This is a genomic window from Corynebacterium fournieri (genome assembly GCF_030408775.1).
Lineage (GTDB): Bacteria > Actinomycetota > Actinomycetes > Mycobacteriales > Mycobacteriaceae > Corynebacterium > Corynebacterium fournieri.
Map to the genome: position 1 here is coordinate 1,847,741 of NZ_CP047210.1, position 15,017 is coordinate 1,862,757.

The following is a 15,017-nucleotide window of genomic DNA, read 5'->3' on the forward strand; positions in this document are numbered from 1 at the left end:
TGCCTGTTCACCACCGGCTCTCCGATATTTCGCGGAGGGCCGGTTTTTGTTTGGCGGGTGCTTTCGGGGGCGGCCGGTTGCACGCCGCCGCGCCGTTTCCGTGAATGTTTTATGAGACTCGTATCCCACTATGCGATACGCTCGGCCCATAACGCGGGACACTGTCCCCATACGACGGAATGAAAGGACGGGCTATGACCACAAGTGTCAAACACCACCCCACTGCCTCACCGGCGGCCACGCCCCGGGAGACCACCCCCGAGGAACGCCGTCGCGTCCGCGTCGCGTCCACCATCGGCATGACCATCGAGTTCTACGACTTCTACGCCTACGCCACCGCGGCGGTGGCAGTGTTTCCGTTCCTTTTCTTCCCCAAATCCGAGTCCAGCACGGTTTCGCTGCTGTCGTCGTTCGCCACGTTCGGCCTAGCGTTTATCGCCCGCCCGCTCGGCTCAGTGCTGTTCGGCCACTTCGGCGACAAAAATCGGCCGCAAGGCCACCCTGGTGGGCGCCCTGCTGACCATGGGCATCGCCACCTTCGTCATCGGCCTGCTGCCCACCTACGCCCAGGCCGGCATCTGGGCACCGGCACTGCTGGCCCTGATGCGCTTCTGCCAGGGCCTGGGCCTGGGCGGCGAGTGGTCTGGTGCCGCCCTGCTGTCCACCGAAACCGCGGCGAAGGGCCGCCGCGCGTGGGCCGGCATGTGGCCGCAGCTCGGCGCGCCCTTCGGCTTCTTGCTGACCAACGGGCTGTTCCTCATCCTGGTCACGGTGCTGGGTCACACCTCCGGCGACTTCGAGGGAGCGTTCATGCGCTGGGGCTGGCGCATCCCGTTCTTGCTGTCCATCGTCATGGTGATCATCGGACTGTGGGTGCGCCTGCAGGTGGAAGAAACCCCGGTGTTCCAGCAGGTTGAGCAAACCGCCCAGAAGGCCGCCTCCCCGCTGGCCGAGGTGTTCAAGACCGCCTGGAAACCGCTGATCCAGGGCACGTTCATCATGGTCGGCTGCTACACACTGTTCTACATCGTGACCACGTGGTTCCTCTCCTACGGCATCGGCTCCGCCGAAGAGGGCGTGGGCCTGGGCATCGCATACCCGACCTTTTTGAAGCTGCAGCTGGTGTGCATCTTCGGATTCATGCTGGGCATCCCCGTCTCCGCGCACCTGGCCGACACCTACGGCCGCCGGTCGACGCTGGGGCTGACCTCCGTGGCCATCATCGCCTACGGACTGAGCTTCAAGTGGCTGCTCAACCCCGAGACGTTCACCATGGTCTCGCTCGGCATCTTCCTGTTCATCGGCATGGTGTTGATGGGCTTCATCTTTGGGCCGATGTCCGCGATCTTGCCGGAGCTGTTCCCCTCCAACGTGCGCTACACCGGCTCCGGAATCGCCTACAACGTCTCTTCCATCCTGGGTGCGGCGATCGCCCCGTTCATCGCCACCGCACTGAACGCAAATCACGGGCCGCAGGCGGTGGGCATCTACCTCGTCGTCGTCACCGTCATCTCGTTGGTGGCCATCCTGTCCGCGCCGGAGACCAAGCACCAGGAGATGCACGAGATCTAGGCCGCCCTGCGCGCACGATCTGACATAAGCCGACAACAATATCCCCCCTACCAGCAGGTTTGAAACTGGACGGCCGTCCCAAATGTCAGATCGTGCGCATCCGTTGCTTTCCACACCGGAAAGTGTCATACTTTCCCACATGGAAAACATCTCGAAAGAAGAGGCCCGCGCCGCCCTCGAGCAGGTGGACGGCATCGAACACGCCACACAACGCAAACCGACCCCATTGTGGGTTTACGTAATCCTCGGGGCCAGCTTCGGCATCACCATCGCCGGGACAATCATGGACTGGACGTATGTGTGGGCGCTGTTCGCGGCATCTTTCCTCGTCTCCATCGGCCTCGTTGCGTGGCAGCACAACCGCGACGTGCGCCCGAGCATGAAGCAGCCCATCCAGGAGGAGCCAAAAGTGAACTGGTTCGCAGCCCTGGCGCCCGCACTCCTCCTGCCGCTGACCTGGTTCATCCCGGAGGGCAGTGCAGTCGGCGCGATCATCGCCGGCACCATCTCCACCGTAGTCATCACGGCCGTCATGTACTACGAGGAGAAGCGCCGATGAGCGGCATCGACCCTGTCATTCACCCTCTGGCGCGGCTGAAGATTTGTGCGACGCTCTACAGCGCGGGAGCCGTGGAGAAACAAACGTCCCGGCACGAAATGCGCTTCAGCTCCCTGAAAGACAAGGTGGACCTGTCGGATTCGGCGCTGTCGAAGCAGCTGGCCACCTTGGAGGAGCACGGCTACGTCACGCGCTTTCGCGAGTACGGCTCGAGCCGAGCGAAGGACACGGTGTGGGTCACGCTCACGGCAGACGGGGCGCGGGCCTTCGAAAACCACACGGCGGCGCTGCGCGAGATTGCGGGCGGGTAGATTCGTGCCCATGAGTTTTCCCTCCCCCGCACCCGACCGTTTCGCGCTGATCACCGGCGCAAGCCAAGGCATCGGCGAGGCTGTCGCCCGCCAGCTCGCGGCCGAAGGCCACAATTTGATCATCGTCGCTCGCCGTGAGGAGGTGCTGCAAAAGCTTGGCGACGAGCTCTCGCACACCCACGGCATCGATGTGGAAATCTTCGCCGGGGATCTGTCCAAGCAGCGCGACGTCGACGCGCTGCTTCAGCACATTGCGCAGCGCACGATCCACATCTGCGTCAACTCCGCCGGCATCGCCAGCTTCGGCCCGTTCATGCGCCAGGACTGGGACTACGAGACGAACCAGTTCAACCTGAACGCCACCGCGGTGTTCCGCATTACCAAGGCCGTGCTGGACCAGATGGTCCCGCGCGGTGAAGGTGCCCTGTGCAACGTCGGCTCCGCGGCCGGCAACCTGCCGATCCCGAACAACGCCACCTACGTGTTCACCAAAGCCGGCGTGAACATGTTCACCGAGGCACTGCACTACGAGCTGAAGGACTCCGGCGTGCACGTCACGCTGCTCGCCCCGGGGCCAGTGCGCGAGGCCTACATCCCGGAAGAAGAGCAGTCCATCGTGGACAAGGTCGTGCCGGACTTTTTGTGGACCACCTACGAGTCCTGCGCCGCCGACACCATCGCCGCCATGCGCAAGAACCGCCGCCGCATCGTGCCGGGTCCGCTTTCGAAGGCCATGGATGTGGTCTCCAACTACGCGCCGCGCGGCGTGTTGCCGCCGATTATGGGCAAGTTCTACGCCCAGATGGGAGAGGAATAGATGGACATCGCCGCCAAAGACAACCGCATCGTCTGGGTCGACCTGGAGATGACGGGGCTCGATCCCGCCCGCCACGTCATCGTTGAGGTTGCAGCGCTGGTCACGGACGCGGAGCTGAACATCATCGACGAGGGCGTGGACCTGGTCGTGCACGCCACCGACGCTGAGCTCGCGGAGATGGACGACTTTGTCACCCAGATGCACTCCGAAAACGGTCTGTTGGACGACATCAAGGCGTCCGCCGTCAGTATCGAGCAGGCGGAGGATGCGGTGCTCGAGCTCGTCGAAAAGCACTGCGACCCCGCACACCCCGCCCCGCTGGCCGGCAACTCCATCGCCACCGACCGCACGTTCATCCGCGCGCAGATGCCGCGCCTCGACGCAGCGCTGCACTACCGCATGATCGACGTCTCCACGGTCAAGGAGCTGTCGCGCCGCTGGTTCCCGCAGGCGTACTACAACCAGCCGCAAAAAGGGATGGCGCACCGCGCTTTGGCCGACATTGTGGAGTCCATCCGCGAGCTGGATTACTACCGCCGCGCCGTGTTCGTCCCCTCCCCCGGCCCGGATGCGCAGGCGGCAGGTGACGCCGCCCACGGCGCAACCGACGCCTACCAGCCGTTTTTGTGAAAGCACGGTGAGGGGCTAAGGTATATCCCGCTGCAAAAACAGCGATGGTGGCTGTAGTTCAGCTGGTAGAGCACCAGGTTGTGATCCTGGGTGTCGCGGGTTCGAGTCCCGTCAGCCACCCCGATGTCATGAGTCGCGTCATGCTTGACGCATGAGTCGCGACATGCTGGACGGACCGGCATCCCAGTTGTTTTTGTTCTGGGGTGCCGGTTTTGTTCATTTGGGGTGCAGTGGTGGGTCGCCGTGTTTCCAGTAGGCCTTTTGGTAGTCGCAGGCGGTGTCGATGTAGTGCTCTGTGATGACTTCTCCGGTTTCGACCAGTGATGTGATGATGTGGTTGTCGGTGATGACCATGAGGATTTTCTTGTGTTTGTAGGCGCGTCCGATGCCGAGGTGGAAGAGTTTGCCGGCGTAGCGCACGGAGACTTTGCCGTTTTTGTCGACTGTGTCGTTTCGGGTGCGCCATTCTTCTTTGGGGTTGTCGTTGGGTGTGGCTTTGACTCCGGTGGTGTATGCCTGCTGCGGGGTGCGTCTGCCTAGGGCGCGGTGGGGTCGGGTGCAGTTGTAGTATTGGCGAAACTCGTTGAGGAGTTGTTGCAGCTCATCGATGGTTTGTGCTGGGGGTCGGGCGGTGATCCATTTTTTGATGGTTTGGTGGAATCGCTCAATTTTTCCTTGGGTTTGGGGGTGGCCTGGCCGGCCGTTTTTCTGTTGGATTTTGTGTGCGACGAGCACTTTTTCGAATGCGTTTCGCCCGCCTTTGCGCCCGGCTAGGCGGGCGGTGAACACCAGTCCGTTGTCCGTCAGCGTGGATGCTGGCGGGCCGTATGCGCCGATCAGGCGGGTGAGTTCGGCGGCGACGGCGGGGCCTGTAAATGCGGCGGCCGCGGTGATTGACAACAGGTATCGCGAGTGGTCGTCGAGGAAGTCGAGGACTTCTACCCGCGTGTTATCAGCGAGGAAGAGGTGGGTGATGTCGGCTTGCCAGCATTCGTTGGGCATCGCGGCTTCGAAGCGGATGTAGGAGCTTTTCGGCTTCTTTTGCGGCTGCGGGGTGATCAAGCCCTCGTTGGTGAGGATGCGGCGGATCGTTGAGGTTGAGGGGGCGCGTTTGCCGGCCTGTTCGAGGTGGTAGGCAATGGTTTCGGGCCCGGCGTCGAGTCCGTGTCGGGTGAGTTGTTTGCGGATGCTGATGATGTCGTTGCGTAGTGCTTCCGGGACGGCGTGCGGGTGGGTGTGCGGGGCGCGTGATTTCGGTGCGATTGCCTCGGCGCCGCCGGCGTCGTAGGCGTTGAGGATTTGGTGGACGCGTTGGCGCGAGATGCCGAATCGTTTGGCGACGTTGGTGGGTGTGCCGCCTTGGCCTCTGACGGCTCTGACGATGGCGATGTTGCGGTTAGGACTGTTCATAGTGTCAAACATGTCCCGACTCACCAGTCAAACGTCACCGACACGACTGAGGTAACCCTAAGTGTCAACTATGACGCGACTGACCTGTCAAGGATCACAACGCCTTCCGCAGGCACACCCCGTCAAATATGTCGTGACTTCAGACACCGTCAGCCACCCCGAAGATACCCCGTAGCCTGCACGAACAGGTTGCGGGGTGATTTTTTCTGTCTCGGTGTTCCTCCGCTGCTCCCGCGAGCGTGGAATAGTTGTTGACATGTGCGCGTTATGGAGCGCATGACTTCGCTTTTCGATTCCCTCGATGTGGGTCGGATGACCCTGCCAAACCGCATCATCATGGCTCCGCTGACGCGCTCACGCGCGGGCCGCGACGGAGTGCCCATCTCACTGCACGAGACCTACTACTCGCAGCGGGCCTCGCTGGGCCTGATCGTCACCGAAGGCGTCTTCCCCGCAGTGACCCGACGGACTTTTCCGGGGCAGCCCGGTACCGACACCGCCGAGCAGATTGCCGGGTGGCGCCGCGTCGCCGACGCCGTCCACGAGGCCGACGGGCACCTCTTCATGCAGGTGATGATGGGTGGGCGCCTGTCCCACGCCAGCCTGCAGGAGGGCACGGAGCCGGTCGCGCCGTCCGCGGTGACTTCCGGCACTGCGGTCCGGGACTTCGAGTCGCGCAAAGACTGCCCTGTCCCGCGTGCCCTGGACACGGATGAGCTGCCGGGCATTATCGACGAGTTCCGCCAGGCCGCCCGAAACGCCATCGACGCCGGCATGGACGGCGTAGAGATCCACGGCGCCAACGGCTACCTGTTGCACCAGTTCCTCTCCCCGAACTCGAACTTGCGTGAAGACGCCTACGGCGGATCCCCGGAGAAGCGGTTCCGGCTCGTCGAGGAGATCCTGCGCGCAGTGTCGGATGAAATCGGGGCGGACCGGGTGGCTATCCGCCTGTCGCCGCAGAACAACATTCAGGGCATCGAGGAAACAGATGATGCAGACGTGCTGGCCACCTACGGCGGGCTGCTTGACGCCACGGCGGACCTCGGGCTCGCCTACGTCTCGTTAATGCACGCAGAGCCCGCGGGTGAGCTGATGATCGATCTGATCAGCCGCGCCCGCGAGAACGGTCGCACCCGCGTCTTCCTCAACTCCGGGTTCGCCGAGCCGACCGACCGTGAAGCGGCCGAGCGCCTGGTGGAGCACGGAGACGCCGCCGTGGTGGGCCGGCTGGCTATCTCGAACCCGGACTTGGTGCGCCGCTGGAAAGAGGGGCTACCGGTGACCGCACCGGACGAGTCGACCTTCTACACCGGCGGGGAGAAGGGCTACACCGACTACCCCTTCTCCACGCGCTAGCCGGCGCGGGGCACGCTCGGGCGAGCGACCCTACGGGTAGAGCGGATCCTCCGAGCCGCCGGAGCGCTGCTCCCAATCGAGGTTCCAGTACCCGAGGCCGTCGTAAGGCGTAAGCGTGCCCCCGGCGGTGTTTTTCACCACCACTGGGTCGCCGCGCTTGACAAAATTCTGGAACCACTGGGCGTTGTCGTAGGACGCGTTGATGCAGCCGTGGGATTGGTTGTAGCTACCCATCGCGCCGATCGCCCACGGGGCGGAGTGGACGTAGATACCGGAGTACGACAGCTGCGTGGCGTAATCCACGGGCGTGACGTAGCCGCCGGCATCCAAGGCAAGGCCGTACGTGCGCGAATCCATGGTCAGCTTTTCGTGCTCGTCGCCGACGACGTAGGTGCCGTTCGGGGTGTCGTGGACGTTGTCGGTGCCCATAGAAATGGGGAACTCCTTGACCAACTCGTCGTTGGAGTACACGCGCAGCATCTTGTCGGCGTTGTCGATGACGGTTTCAACCTTGTCGCCGATCGTGAAGCTGGTCTCACTGTCCTGCGCGCCGTAGAGTCCCTTGCCCATCTTCTGGCCGTAAATGTCGATCTTCACATTCACCTCGGTGCCGGGCTCCCAGTAGTCCTTGGGGCGCCAGCGCACCTCGTAGGGATCGAGCCAGAAGAAAGCGCCGTCGGTGCCGTTGGAGGTCTGCACGTCGATGAGATCCTCCACCGCCTTGGTGTCCTTGATGGCAGTGTCGAAGCGGATGGTCACCGCCTGGGCCACGCCGACGACCGCGCCGTCGAGCGGCCCAACGTAGGCGTTTACCGTCGCATCCGGTGTCAGGGTGGTAAACGAGGTGACCACCTTCTGCCCTTCGGCGTCGCGCGCTTCCACGGTGTATTTGCGCCCGTAGCCGAGCGGTTCGGTGGTGGCCCATTCGGACTTGTCGTCGTTGAACTTGGCCTCGACCTCTTTGCCGTCCTCGTTGGTCATTTTCACGGTGGACAAGCCAGCGGCCGCGGTGACGCGGATCGGCTCAGTGGGCTCTACACCGGTCTCCCCGTTTGCCACGTTGACCTGAGGTGGCTTCGGCTTCGGCTTCTCGGTGGAGGTCTCCGCGTCTGTGGTTTGCGCTTGCGGCGTCAGGCGCCCGGCGTCGCCGATGGTGCAGGAAGACAGCGATGCCGCAGCAACTATCAGCGCAAGACCGCGCACCACTCGACGGTGACCCACTGCTTACCCCTCACAAGATGTTGTTTACGAATCCCCAATACTTTATCCCCTCACCACTGAAAGTCCACTATTCTCACCCCGTGTGTTGAAGCACTTTGCTTAGCGACGGTTTCCCCCACCTGACCTGCCGATTTCACGCTCAGCAATGACGGTGCTACAGTTTCTTTTCGTTGCCGAGAGCAACGGAGAAAACAAAATAAGCGCCATTAGCTCAATTGGCAGAGCAACTGACTCTTAATCAGTGGGTTCGGGGTTCGATTCCCTGATGGCGCACAAAACGGCCCGGTTCGACGGTGATAATACACCGCGGACCGGGCCACTTTATTTGCGCGGCAAAAAGTCACAATAAATTTCGACACAACGCTCGGTACGGTTCTCCTGAGAGTATGCTGAGCAGTATGAATACTGCGTTACTCATCGTGGACGTGCAAAACGACTTCTGCCCTGGCGGCGCGTTGGCCACTGCGCGCGGCGACGAGGTGGCGTCGAAGATTGCAGAGCTCATCTCCACCCCGGACAGCCGCCCCCGAGAGTACGAGCGCATCGTGGCCACCCAGGATTGGCACATCGATCCGGGTGCGCACTTCTCGGATGCGCCGGACTTCGTGGATTCTTGGCCCGTGCATTGCCTGGCGGATTCCTACGGCTCGCAGATCCGCGGCCCGGTGGATACGGGCCTGATCGACCAGTTTTTCAAGAAGGGCCACTACTCCGCGGCGTACTCCGGCTTCGAGGGTGTCAACGGCGAAGAGCAGTCGTTGGCGGATTGGCTGCGCGGGCAGGAGATCACGCACTTGGACGTGTGCGGCATCGCAACGGACCACTGCGTGCGCGCCACCGTCCTGGACGCGCTCAAGGAAGGCTTCGCTGTCCGGGTGTTGCGCAGCATGTGCTCGCCGGTAGACGACAAGCGCGGCGCCGACGCCCTCCAGGAGATGGTCGACGCCGGCGCCGAGCTGGTCTAGTTCGGCGTATAGCCCAACAGCTCTTCCATCTCCCCCATTTCGGCGGTTTGGACGTCGATCATCTCCTGCGCTATCTCCTGCAGCGGCGCGTAGGCGCCACGGTCCACCTCACCTTGGGTCATTTTGATCACGTGGACGTGGTGGAAGTGCATCATTTCCAAAAAGGCGGTGCGTAGCTCGTCGCCAGTGAGCGCTTCGTACCGCGCGAGCTCTTCCGGCTGGAACATGCCGTTGGCGATGTGCCGCGAATGGAACTCCATGTCGTCTTGGATCCCCCACTCGTTGGCCCACGCGTTCATCTGCCCGTTTTCCCGCTCCTGCCCGTCCTTGATGCGCTGGGCGAGGTCGCGCACCTGCGCGTCGTCGACGTCGGAATTGAGCAGCACGTCCGACATGTCTATCGCCTGCTGGTGGTGGGGCACCATCATCCCGAGGAAGTGCACGTCGGTGTCGTTGTAGTCGCCTTCCGCGGACGTTGCGGTTTCCTCGTGCGATGTCATTGCGGCGCGTATCGACGGCCCCGCGACGGTGAGCACGAGCACAACCGCGGCGATGACCGCCAGGGCGACCCACAGCGGCTTCTTGCTGCCTCGCATCTGTTCAAGTTCGTGCTCGGCTTAATCCTGAACCATTGGTACTCCCTTTCGGTCTTATTTCGAGAGTACCCCGGATCCGCGACTGGCGAGGGCGATTCGAAGAAAAGTCCCCGCCAGCTGACATTCTCGCTTCCAAGACCCGCGGATACGAAAACCGCCCGACTTGCAGCGTGAAGTCGGGCGGTGCGGCAGTATCTGGGGTATTCCAGATGCGCTGTCTTAACGGTTCGCCAGCAGCTTCTGCAGCTCCTTGAGCTCGCTCTTGCGCTTACGGCCGTTGTAGGCCTTGATACCGATCAGGGCGGCAACACCGACAACAATGCCACCGATTACTTTCTGCACCGTCTCGTCCTTCAACCAGTTCGCTGCCTCGCTCTTTGCGTTGCCCGCGAGAGTCTTCGGGCTCGTGCGGTCTGCAAGCTCGTCCAGGGTGCTGGCAAGCTGGCCGCGGGTGCGCTCGAGGTCGCGCTCGATATCGTGAATGTCTCGTGCCACTTGGGAAACTCCTACGTCTACGTTGACTTTTTCAGACTCACGTCTTTTCGTCTCCACAGTAGTGTAAAACGGGGAACCATGACTGAGCCGATTAGATTGGAAAAGGGCGATATCGCCCCCGCTTTCACGCTGAAAAACGACCGCGGTGAAGACGTCTCCCTCACCGACTTTGCTGGCAAGAGGGTCATTGTGTACTTCTACCCCAAAGCCAACACCCCCGGTTGCACCACAGAAGCATGCGACTTCACGGACAACATGGAGCAGTTCCGCGATGCTTCCGTGACCGTGTTGGGCATCAGCCCGGACCCAGTGGACAAGCTGGCCAAGTTCCGATCGGACCATGACTTGGGCGTTGAGCTGCTTTCCGACGAACCAAAGGACACCCTCACCGCATACGGCGCCTTCGGCGAAAAGAAGAACTACGGCAAGGTGGTCCAGGGCGTGATCCGATCCACCTTCCTGGTCAGTGTGGACGACGCGGGCAAGGGCACCGTCGACGAGGCGCAGTACAACGTCAAAGCCACCGGCCACGTGAGCCGCATTCTGCGCGACTGGGATATCTAGGACTTTTCGTCCTGACCCCCAAAAAAGAAGTGGTGCGCCCGGAGAGACTTGAACTCTCACGCCATAAGGCACTGGAACCTAAATCCAGCGCGTCTGCCAATTCCGCCACGGGCGCGTCATTCGTTGGATAGTACACTGCGGGGTCTCACTACCGACAAACGCACCTGAGTACAGCGGGCAGGCCCGGGCGATATCCAACTTTCGTTTGGTCTTTCCGGCCCGGCAGGTAAACTGACCTGCTGTGAGCGAGGAAAACAAGGCAGTTGAGCACACCGAGGCGGTGCCTCAACGTGAACGCGTCCGCGTGCGCTGGTGGCACATCGTGCTGCTCGTTGCCGCCGCGGTGACGTGCCTTTTGCTCGCGCGGTGGCAGTGGCACCGCTACCAGTCCGGCTCGGGCACGTTCCAAAACCTGGGCTACGCGCTGCAGTGGCCGTGCTTCGCCGCATTTTTCGTCTACGCCTACCGCGCGGGTATGCGCATGGAAAACGACAAGATCGACGCGGAGAACGCGGGTCTGACCATGGATGACCTCTACGAGGCGGACCTGGTCAAATACGGCAAGCCCAAGGAGCCCACGGAAATCGACGCGGACTTTTTGCCCTCCCGCCCGGAGATGGGCGTGGACGAGTTCAACGAGCTCGTGGCACAGCGCCGAAGCACGAACACTGAAGGTATTGAAAAGGAAAAGTGAATTAGCATGACGCAGCCCACCCCGCAGGCCCAGCCCAATCAGGCGCCGAAGATCCACCCCGAGCGCCAGCGTCGCGTAAAGCAAGCGCTGCAATGGTTCTCCATCGCCGCGTGGGTCACCGGCGTGCTGTTTTTGCTGCTCTGTCTTCGCATGATCATGCAGTACGGCTTCGACATGAACGTCGATTACCTGTCCTGGGTTGCGCGTGTGCACGGGTTCGCGTTCGTCGCATTCCTCATGACTTCGCTCAACTTGGGGTCTAAGGCGCGCTGGTCCGCTGGCACGTGGATTTCGACGGCACTGTCGGGTGTTGTGCCGTTTATGTCCTTTATCGTCGAGGCGAAGCGCCGCAAGGAAGTCAAGGAGACGTTCCAGCTGTCCTAAGGAACACGAAAAGGCCCGGCAGGTCCGTCCTGCCGGGCCTTTTGCTTTGCAGCGCTACTTCTCGCCCGTCTTGTTCAACACCATCACGCCGACTTTCTCAGCCGGCCCGTTGTCTGGGGTCAGGGTGAGAGTGTCGCCGCTGCGCTCGGCGTTGTACTTCAGATCCTGGTGGGTCAGCGGATCTTCCAGCTTGAACTCCTTGTCGTCGCGCAGGCAGTTCGCCTCGTTGGTCTCGCCATCGGTTTCGGTCATCTGCCAGTCGCAGTCCTTGCCGTCAATGTTGACCGTGGCCTGCCCGCCACCCTTGCCCTCCTGGGTGGCGGTGATGTCGCCGGACCAGGTGCCGTCGAAGTCGCCCTTCTGGCCGCAGCCCGTCAGCAGTGCGCCGGAGGCGAGAACAGTTCCTACCAATGCAATCGTTTTCTTCATAAGCCCACTGTATCCAATTGCGTCACCGCAGCGCGGCGAGGTGCGGCACCAGGGCGCGCAGCGCCTTGCCGCGGTGGGAACGTTCGTTTTTCTCGTCAGCGGAGAGCTCGGCCGAAGAACGGCCGGGCGCATCGGCAGGTTGGAACAGCGGATCGTAGCCGAAGCCGTTTTCGCCGCGCGGCTCGCGCAACAGCTCGCCTTCCCAGCGGCCCTCGGCGGTGTGCTCCTCCCCCGCCGAGGTAACCAGCGCACAGCAGGAGACGAACGCTGCGGCACGCTCGTTGATGTCCGCCATCTGTGCCAGCAGGAGCTCATTGTTCGCTTGGTCGTCGCCGTGGTTGCCGGACCAGCGGGCAGACAAGATGCCGGGCATGCCGTTGAGCGCCTTGACGGTCAGGCCAGAATCGTCGGCCACGCAGGGCAAACCGGTGGCCTTGGCACCCGCACGGGCTTTCAGCAACGCGTTCTGCTCGAAGGTCAGGCCGTCTTCGACAGGGTCGGGGTATGGCGAAGCGTCGTGAAGCGAGACAAGCTCCACCCCTTCAATGTTGAGCTCGCGCAGCACCTGCTCGAGCTCGCGGACCTTGCCTTGGTTCCGGGAGGCGACGAGTACCTTTACCATCCCAGCGCCGCCTTCTGCGTCGCGATGAGCTCCTCGCAGCCCTTGGCGGCCACATCCAGCATCTCGCCGAGCTGCTCGCGGCCGAACAGGCCGTGCTCGCCGGTGCCCTGGATCTCCACGAAATTGCCGCCTTCCTGCATGACCACGTTGAGGTCCACCTCCGCGCGGGAGTCCTCCTCGTAGGGCAGGTCCAGGCACACATGCCCGTCGATGATGCCGGCGGAGACGGCGGCAATGGGTTTGAGCAGCGGCTCACCGGGGACCACGCCGCGCTCCTTCAGCACGGCGATCGCATCAGCGAGCGCGACGTACGCACCGGTAATCGACGCTGTGCGAGTGCCGCCGTCGGCCTGCAGCACGTCGCAGTCGAGCTGAATGGTGTTCTCGCCGAGTTGGCTCAAGTCCACAGCAGCGCGCAGCGAGCGGCCCACCAGGCGGGAGATCTCGTGGGTGCGGCCCTTGACCTTGCCCTTCATGGATTCGCGCGGCATGCGCTCGTGCGTGGCAGACGGCAGCATGGCGTACTCGGCGGTGAGCCAGCCTTCGCCGGAATCCTTCTTAAAGCGGGGCACTCCCTCCTCCACGGAGGCGGTGCACATGACGCGGGTGTTGCCGAACTCAACGAGCACGCTGCCCGCCGGGTTGGAGGTGAAGCCGCGGGTGATGCGCACGGGGCGCAGTTGGTCGAAGGCGCGGCCGTCAAGGCGCGAAAAATCAGTCATGCGCCCAAGAGTAACGCAACCTGCAACGCCCGCCCTACAGCTCGAAGGTGGCACCGGCCGTGCCGAGGACGACCTCGCCGTCGAACTCTGCGCGGGCCGCCTGGACGACCTCCTCCGGGTCCGTCCACGGCTGGATGTGCACCAGCACCAGGGTTTGCACTCCTGCCTCGCGGGCGATGCGGCCGGCCTCCTGCCCGGACAGGTGCATGCCCTCGGCCTTGCCCTCGGAGGTGGCACCCCACGCGGCTTCGCAGAGGAAGAGGTCGGCGTCGCGTGCGGCGTCGATAAGCGTAGGCGTAAAACCGGAATCCCCGGAGAAGCTGATCACTTTTCCGTCCGCGTCCTCGATGCGCAGCGCGTGCGATTCCGCCGCCGGGTGAACCACGTCGAACGGGGTGATGGCCAACCCGCTCAAGTGCTCCGGCCGCCCGGCGCGCCAAGCGGTGAACTCGAACGTGTCGGAAATATCGTCCAGCTCCCCCGGGCCGTCCGCGCTCATGCGGCCGAAGTGCTCAGGCGCATACGACGGTCCGATGAGGCGGTGCCGCTCGGACGCGGGGGCCGTGGGGTGGTAACGGCGCCAGACCAGGAGCGACGGGAAGTCGGCGCAGTGGTCGGCGTGGAGGTGGCTGAAGATCACGTGGGCTGCGGCAGGGTCGAAACGCTCCTGCATCGCGGCCAGCGCCCCGGCACCGAAATCCATCACAACGTCGGTTTCACCCGGCACGGAGATGACGTAGGAGGAGGCTGGGTTACCGGGTGCTGCAAGGCTTCCGGAACACCCGAGGATGGTCAACTGCATGGAAACACTCTGCCACGAATACGCCCGAAAGTCCTATTGAAAACCTTAAATTTTCCTATTCGCGTCCCACTGCGCGCACCGGCGGGGCGAGGAAGCGGCGGGCCAGCGCGTCGAAGGTGTCGGGGTCGCCGGTGGATTCGAAGACGTAGGTCGGCGGGGTTGCCGCATCGTGCAGCATCTCGTTTTCGGTGAGCACCCGAAGCACGTCTTTGGAGGTTTCCTCGGCGGAGGAGACGAGGGTGACATCGTCGCCGATGGCCAACTGGATCACGCCGGAAAGCAGCGGGTAATGGGTGCAGCCGAGCACGAGCGTGTCCACCCCGGCCTCGCGCAGCGGCGCCACGTAGCCGCTGGCGACCTCCAGCACCTCCTTGCCCGAGGTCTTGCCTTGCTCCACAAACGGCACGAACTTTGGGCACGCGTTCGCGGTGACCTCCAGGCCCGGGTGGATGGAAAAGAGGTCTTGGTACGCCCCCGAGTTGATGGTGCCCTGGGTGCCGATCACGCCGATTTTGTTGTTTCGCGTGGTGGCGATCGCGCGGCGCACCGCCGGCTGGATCACCTCGATGACGGGGATGTCGTAGCGCTCGCGCGCGTCGTGCAAGAACGCGGCGGTGGCGGTGTTGCAGGCGATCACCAGCATCTTGCAGCCGCGTTCCACCAGCTCGTCGGCGATGCGCTGCGAGTGGGCGCGCACGTTTGCGATCGGCTGCGGGCCGTAGGGGCCGTTGGCGGTGTCGCCGATGTAGATCAGGGACTCCCCTGGCAGCTGGTCCATCACCGCACGCGCGACGGTCAGCCCGCCCACGCCGGAGTCGAACAGCCCGATTGGTGCGTTGTTGCCAGCGTTAGTTTCCACGCCGGC

At 63.1% G+C, this 15,017-nt stretch carries 18 protein-coding genes, 3 tRNA genes and 1 pseudogene; 12 read left to right on the plus strand and 10 right to left on the minus strand.

The genetic code is table 11. From position 1 onward, the window contains the following. Positions 1–299 precede the first annotated feature (299 nt). From CFOUR_RS08870 to CFOUR_RS08895, 6 genes and pseudogenes are all read left to right on the plus strand, one after another. Positions 300–1,572 (plus strand): annotated as a pseudogene (locus tag CFOUR_RS08870) (MFS transporter). Positions 1,573–1,711: 139 nt separating this feature from the next. Beyond that, a complete protein-coding gene (locus CFOUR_RS08875; RefSeq protein WP_085956739.1) occupies positions 1,712–2,131 on the plus strand; it encodes a hypothetical protein in 420 nt (139 codons plus the stop codon). Next, positions 2,128–2,442, plus strand: a complete 315-nt coding sequence (locus tag CFOUR_RS08880) for a transcriptional regulator (RefSeq protein ID WP_085956740.1) — start codon at positions 2,128–2,130, stop codon at positions 2,440–2,442. Before CFOUR_RS08875 ends, CFOUR_RS08880 begins: the two co-directional genes overlap by 4 nt. Positions 2,443–2,452: 10 nt before the next feature. Then, a complete protein-coding gene (cmrA, locus tag CFOUR_RS08885) occupies positions 2,453–3,259 on the plus strand; it encodes a mycolate reductase (protein WP_085956741.1) in 807 nt (268 codons plus the stop codon). Continuing rightward, on the plus strand, positions 3,260–3,889 hold the full coding sequence (orn, locus tag CFOUR_RS08890; protein WP_085956742.1) for an oligoribonuclease: 630 nt from the start codon (positions 3,260–3,262) through the stop codon (positions 3,887–3,889). Between the two features lie 47 nt (positions 3,890–3,936). Beyond that, positions 3,937–4,009: transfer RNA gene (locus tag CFOUR_RS08895), tRNA-His, on the plus strand. 96 nt (positions 4,010–4,105) lie between these two features. Here CFOUR_RS08895 and CFOUR_RS08900 read toward each other — a convergent pair. Next, on the minus strand, positions 4,106–5,299 hold the full coding sequence (locus tag CFOUR_RS08900; protein WP_085958330.1) for an IS481 family transposase: 1,194 nt from the start codon (positions 5,297–5,299) through the stop codon (positions 4,106–4,108). Between the two features lie 276 nt (positions 5,300–5,575). Between CFOUR_RS08900 and CFOUR_RS08905 the strand changes: the two genes are divergently transcribed. Continuing rightward, positions 5,576–6,658, plus strand: coding sequence for an alkene reductase (locus tag CFOUR_RS08905; RefSeq protein ID WP_085958331.1), 1,083 nt, complete (start codon positions 5,576–5,578; stop codon positions 6,656–6,658). A gap of 30 nt (positions 6,659–6,688) precedes the next feature. Here CFOUR_RS08905 and CFOUR_RS08910 read toward each other — a convergent pair whose 3' ends face one another. Continuing rightward, complete coding sequence (locus CFOUR_RS08910) at positions 6,689–7,879, minus strand: L,D-transpeptidase (protein WP_230471735.1); 1,191 nt, start codon at positions 7,877–7,879, stop codon at positions 6,689–6,691. Positions 7,880–8,079: 200 nt separating this feature from the next. Between CFOUR_RS08910 and CFOUR_RS08915 the strand changes: the two genes are divergently transcribed. Next, positions 8,080–8,152 (plus strand) — tRNA-Lys (locus tag CFOUR_RS08915). 125 nt (positions 8,153–8,277) lie between these two features. Next, positions 8,278–8,844: an isochorismatase family protein gene (locus CFOUR_RS08920; RefSeq protein WP_085956743.1), complete on the plus strand. Its 567-nt coding sequence runs from the start codon at positions 8,278–8,280 to the stop codon at positions 8,842–8,844. Here the strand turns inward: CFOUR_RS08920 and CFOUR_RS08925 are convergent. Beyond that, on the minus strand, positions 8,841–9,440 hold the full coding sequence (locus tag CFOUR_RS08925; RefSeq protein ID WP_085956744.1) for a DUF305 domain-containing protein: 600 nt from the start codon (positions 9,438–9,440) through the stop codon (positions 8,841–8,843). The genes CFOUR_RS08920 and CFOUR_RS08925 overlap by 4 nt on opposite strands. Positions 9,441–9,659: 219 nt before the next feature. Continuing rightward, positions 9,660–9,935: a DUF3618 domain-containing protein gene (locus CFOUR_RS08930; RefSeq protein ID WP_085956745.1), complete on the minus strand. Its 276-nt coding sequence runs from the start codon at positions 9,933–9,935 to the stop codon at positions 9,660–9,662. Between the two features lie 78 nt (positions 9,936–10,013). On the opposite strand from CFOUR_RS08930, the gene bcp reads away from it, so the two are divergent. Then, complete coding sequence (gene bcp, locus CFOUR_RS08935; protein WP_085956746.1) at positions 10,014–10,499, plus strand: thioredoxin-dependent thiol peroxidase; 486 nt, start codon at positions 10,014–10,016, stop codon at positions 10,497–10,499. A gap of 30 nt (positions 10,500–10,529) precedes the next feature. Here the strand turns inward: bcp and CFOUR_RS08940 are convergent. Beyond that, positions 10,530–10,614, minus strand: a tRNA-Leu gene (locus CFOUR_RS08940). Positions 10,615–10,740: 126 nt separating this feature from the next. On the opposite strand from CFOUR_RS08940, the gene CFOUR_RS08945 reads away from it, so the two are divergent. Both CFOUR_RS08945 and CFOUR_RS08950 read left to right on the plus strand, forming a co-directional pair. Beyond that, entirely contained in the window at positions 10,741–11,193 is a 453-nt protein-coding gene (locus CFOUR_RS08945; RefSeq protein ID WP_085956747.1) for a hypothetical protein, read from the plus strand. A 6-nt stretch (positions 11,194–11,199) separates the two neighbouring features. Beyond that, positions 11,200–11,577 (plus strand): DUF3817 domain-containing protein, encoded by a 378-nt coding sequence (locus tag CFOUR_RS08950; RefSeq protein ID WP_085956748.1) that lies wholly within the window; start codon positions 11,200–11,202, stop codon positions 11,575–11,577. A gap of 54 nt (positions 11,578–11,631) precedes the next feature. Here CFOUR_RS08950 and lptM read toward each other — a convergent pair whose 3' ends face one another. The 5 genes from lptM to murI are packed head-to-tail and all read right to left on the minus strand — an operon-like array spanning position 11,632 to position 15,011. Then, complete coding sequence (gene lptM / locus CFOUR_RS08955; RefSeq protein WP_085956749.1) at positions 11,632–12,006, minus strand: LPS translocon maturation chaperone LptM; 375 nt, start codon at positions 12,004–12,006, stop codon at positions 11,632–11,634. 22 nt (positions 12,007–12,028) lie between these two features. Continuing rightward, the gene (gene rdgB, locus CFOUR_RS08960; protein WP_085956750.1) at positions 12,029–12,628 is read right to left on the minus strand and encodes an RdgB/HAM1 family non-canonical purine NTP pyrophosphatase; all 600 of its coding nucleotides are present in this window, start codon (positions 12,626–12,628) and stop codon (positions 12,029–12,031) included. After that, a complete protein-coding gene (gene rph, locus CFOUR_RS08965; RefSeq protein ID WP_085956751.1) occupies positions 12,622–13,350 on the minus strand; it encodes a ribonuclease PH in 729 nt (242 codons plus the stop codon). Before rph ends, rdgB begins: the two co-directional genes overlap by 7 nt. 34 nt (positions 13,351–13,384) lie before the next feature. After that, complete coding sequence (locus CFOUR_RS08970; RefSeq protein ID WP_085956752.1) at positions 13,385–14,152, minus strand: MBL fold metallo-hydrolase; 768 nt, start codon at positions 14,150–14,152, stop codon at positions 13,385–13,387. Between the two features lie 55 nt (positions 14,153–14,207). Continuing rightward, the gene (murI, locus tag CFOUR_RS08975; protein ID WP_230471736.1) at positions 14,208–15,011 is read right to left on the minus strand and encodes a glutamate racemase; all 804 of its coding nucleotides are present in this window, start codon (positions 15,009–15,011) and stop codon (positions 14,208–14,210) included. Positions 15,012–15,017: the final 6 nt, after the last annotated feature.

Bases quoted from the DNA above. Each gene is read 5' to 3' on its own strand.
- CFOUR_RS08875 (WP_085956739.1), top strand. From the start codon at position 1,712: ATGGAAAACATCTCGAAAGAAGAGGCCCGCGCCGCCCTCGAGCAGGTG.
- CFOUR_RS08880 (WP_085956740.1), top strand. From the start codon at position 2,128: ATGAGCGGCATCGACCCTGTCATTCACCCTCTGGCGCGGCTGAAGATT.
- cmrA (WP_085956741.1), top strand. From the start codon at position 2,453: ATGAGTTTTCCCTCCCCCGCACCCGACCGTTTCGCGCTGATCACCGGC.
- orn (WP_085956742.1), top strand. From the start codon at position 3,260: ATGGACATCGCCGCCAAAGACAACCGCATCGTCTGGGTCGACCTGGAG.
- CFOUR_RS08900 (WP_085958330.1), bottom strand. From the start codon at position 5,299: ATGAACAGTCCTAACCGCAACATCGCCATCGTCAGAGCCGTCAGAGGC.
- CFOUR_RS08905 (WP_085958331.1), top strand. From the start codon at position 5,576: ATGACTTCGCTTTTCGATTCCCTCGATGTGGGTCGGATGACCCTGCCA.
- CFOUR_RS08920 (WP_085956743.1), top strand. From the start codon at position 8,278: ATGAATACTGCGTTACTCATCGTGGACGTGCAAAACGACTTCTGCCCT.
- CFOUR_RS08925 (WP_085956744.1), bottom strand. From the start codon at position 9,440: ATGCGAGGCAGCAAGAAGCCGCTGTGGGTCGCCCTGGCGGTCATCGCC.
- bcp (WP_085956746.1), top strand. From the start codon at position 10,014: ATGACTGAGCCGATTAGATTGGAAAAGGGCGATATCGCCCCCGCTTTC.
- CFOUR_RS08950 (WP_085956748.1), top strand. From the start codon at position 11,200: ATGACGCAGCCCACCCCGCAGGCCCAGCCCAATCAGGCGCCGAAGATC.
- lptM (WP_085956749.1), bottom strand. From the start codon at position 12,006: ATGAAGAAAACGATTGCATTGGTAGGAACTGTTCTCGCCTCCGGCGCA.
- rdgB (WP_085956750.1), bottom strand. From the start codon at position 12,628: ATGGTAAAGGTACTCGTCGCCTCCCGGAACCAAGGCAAGGTCCGCGAG.
- rph (WP_085956751.1), bottom strand. From the start codon at position 13,350: ATGACTGATTTTTCGCGCCTTGACGGCCGCGCCTTCGACCAACTGCGC.
- CFOUR_RS08970 (WP_085956752.1), bottom strand. From the start codon at position 14,152: ATGCAGTTGACCATCCTCGGGTGTTCCGGAAGCCTTGCAGCACCCGGT.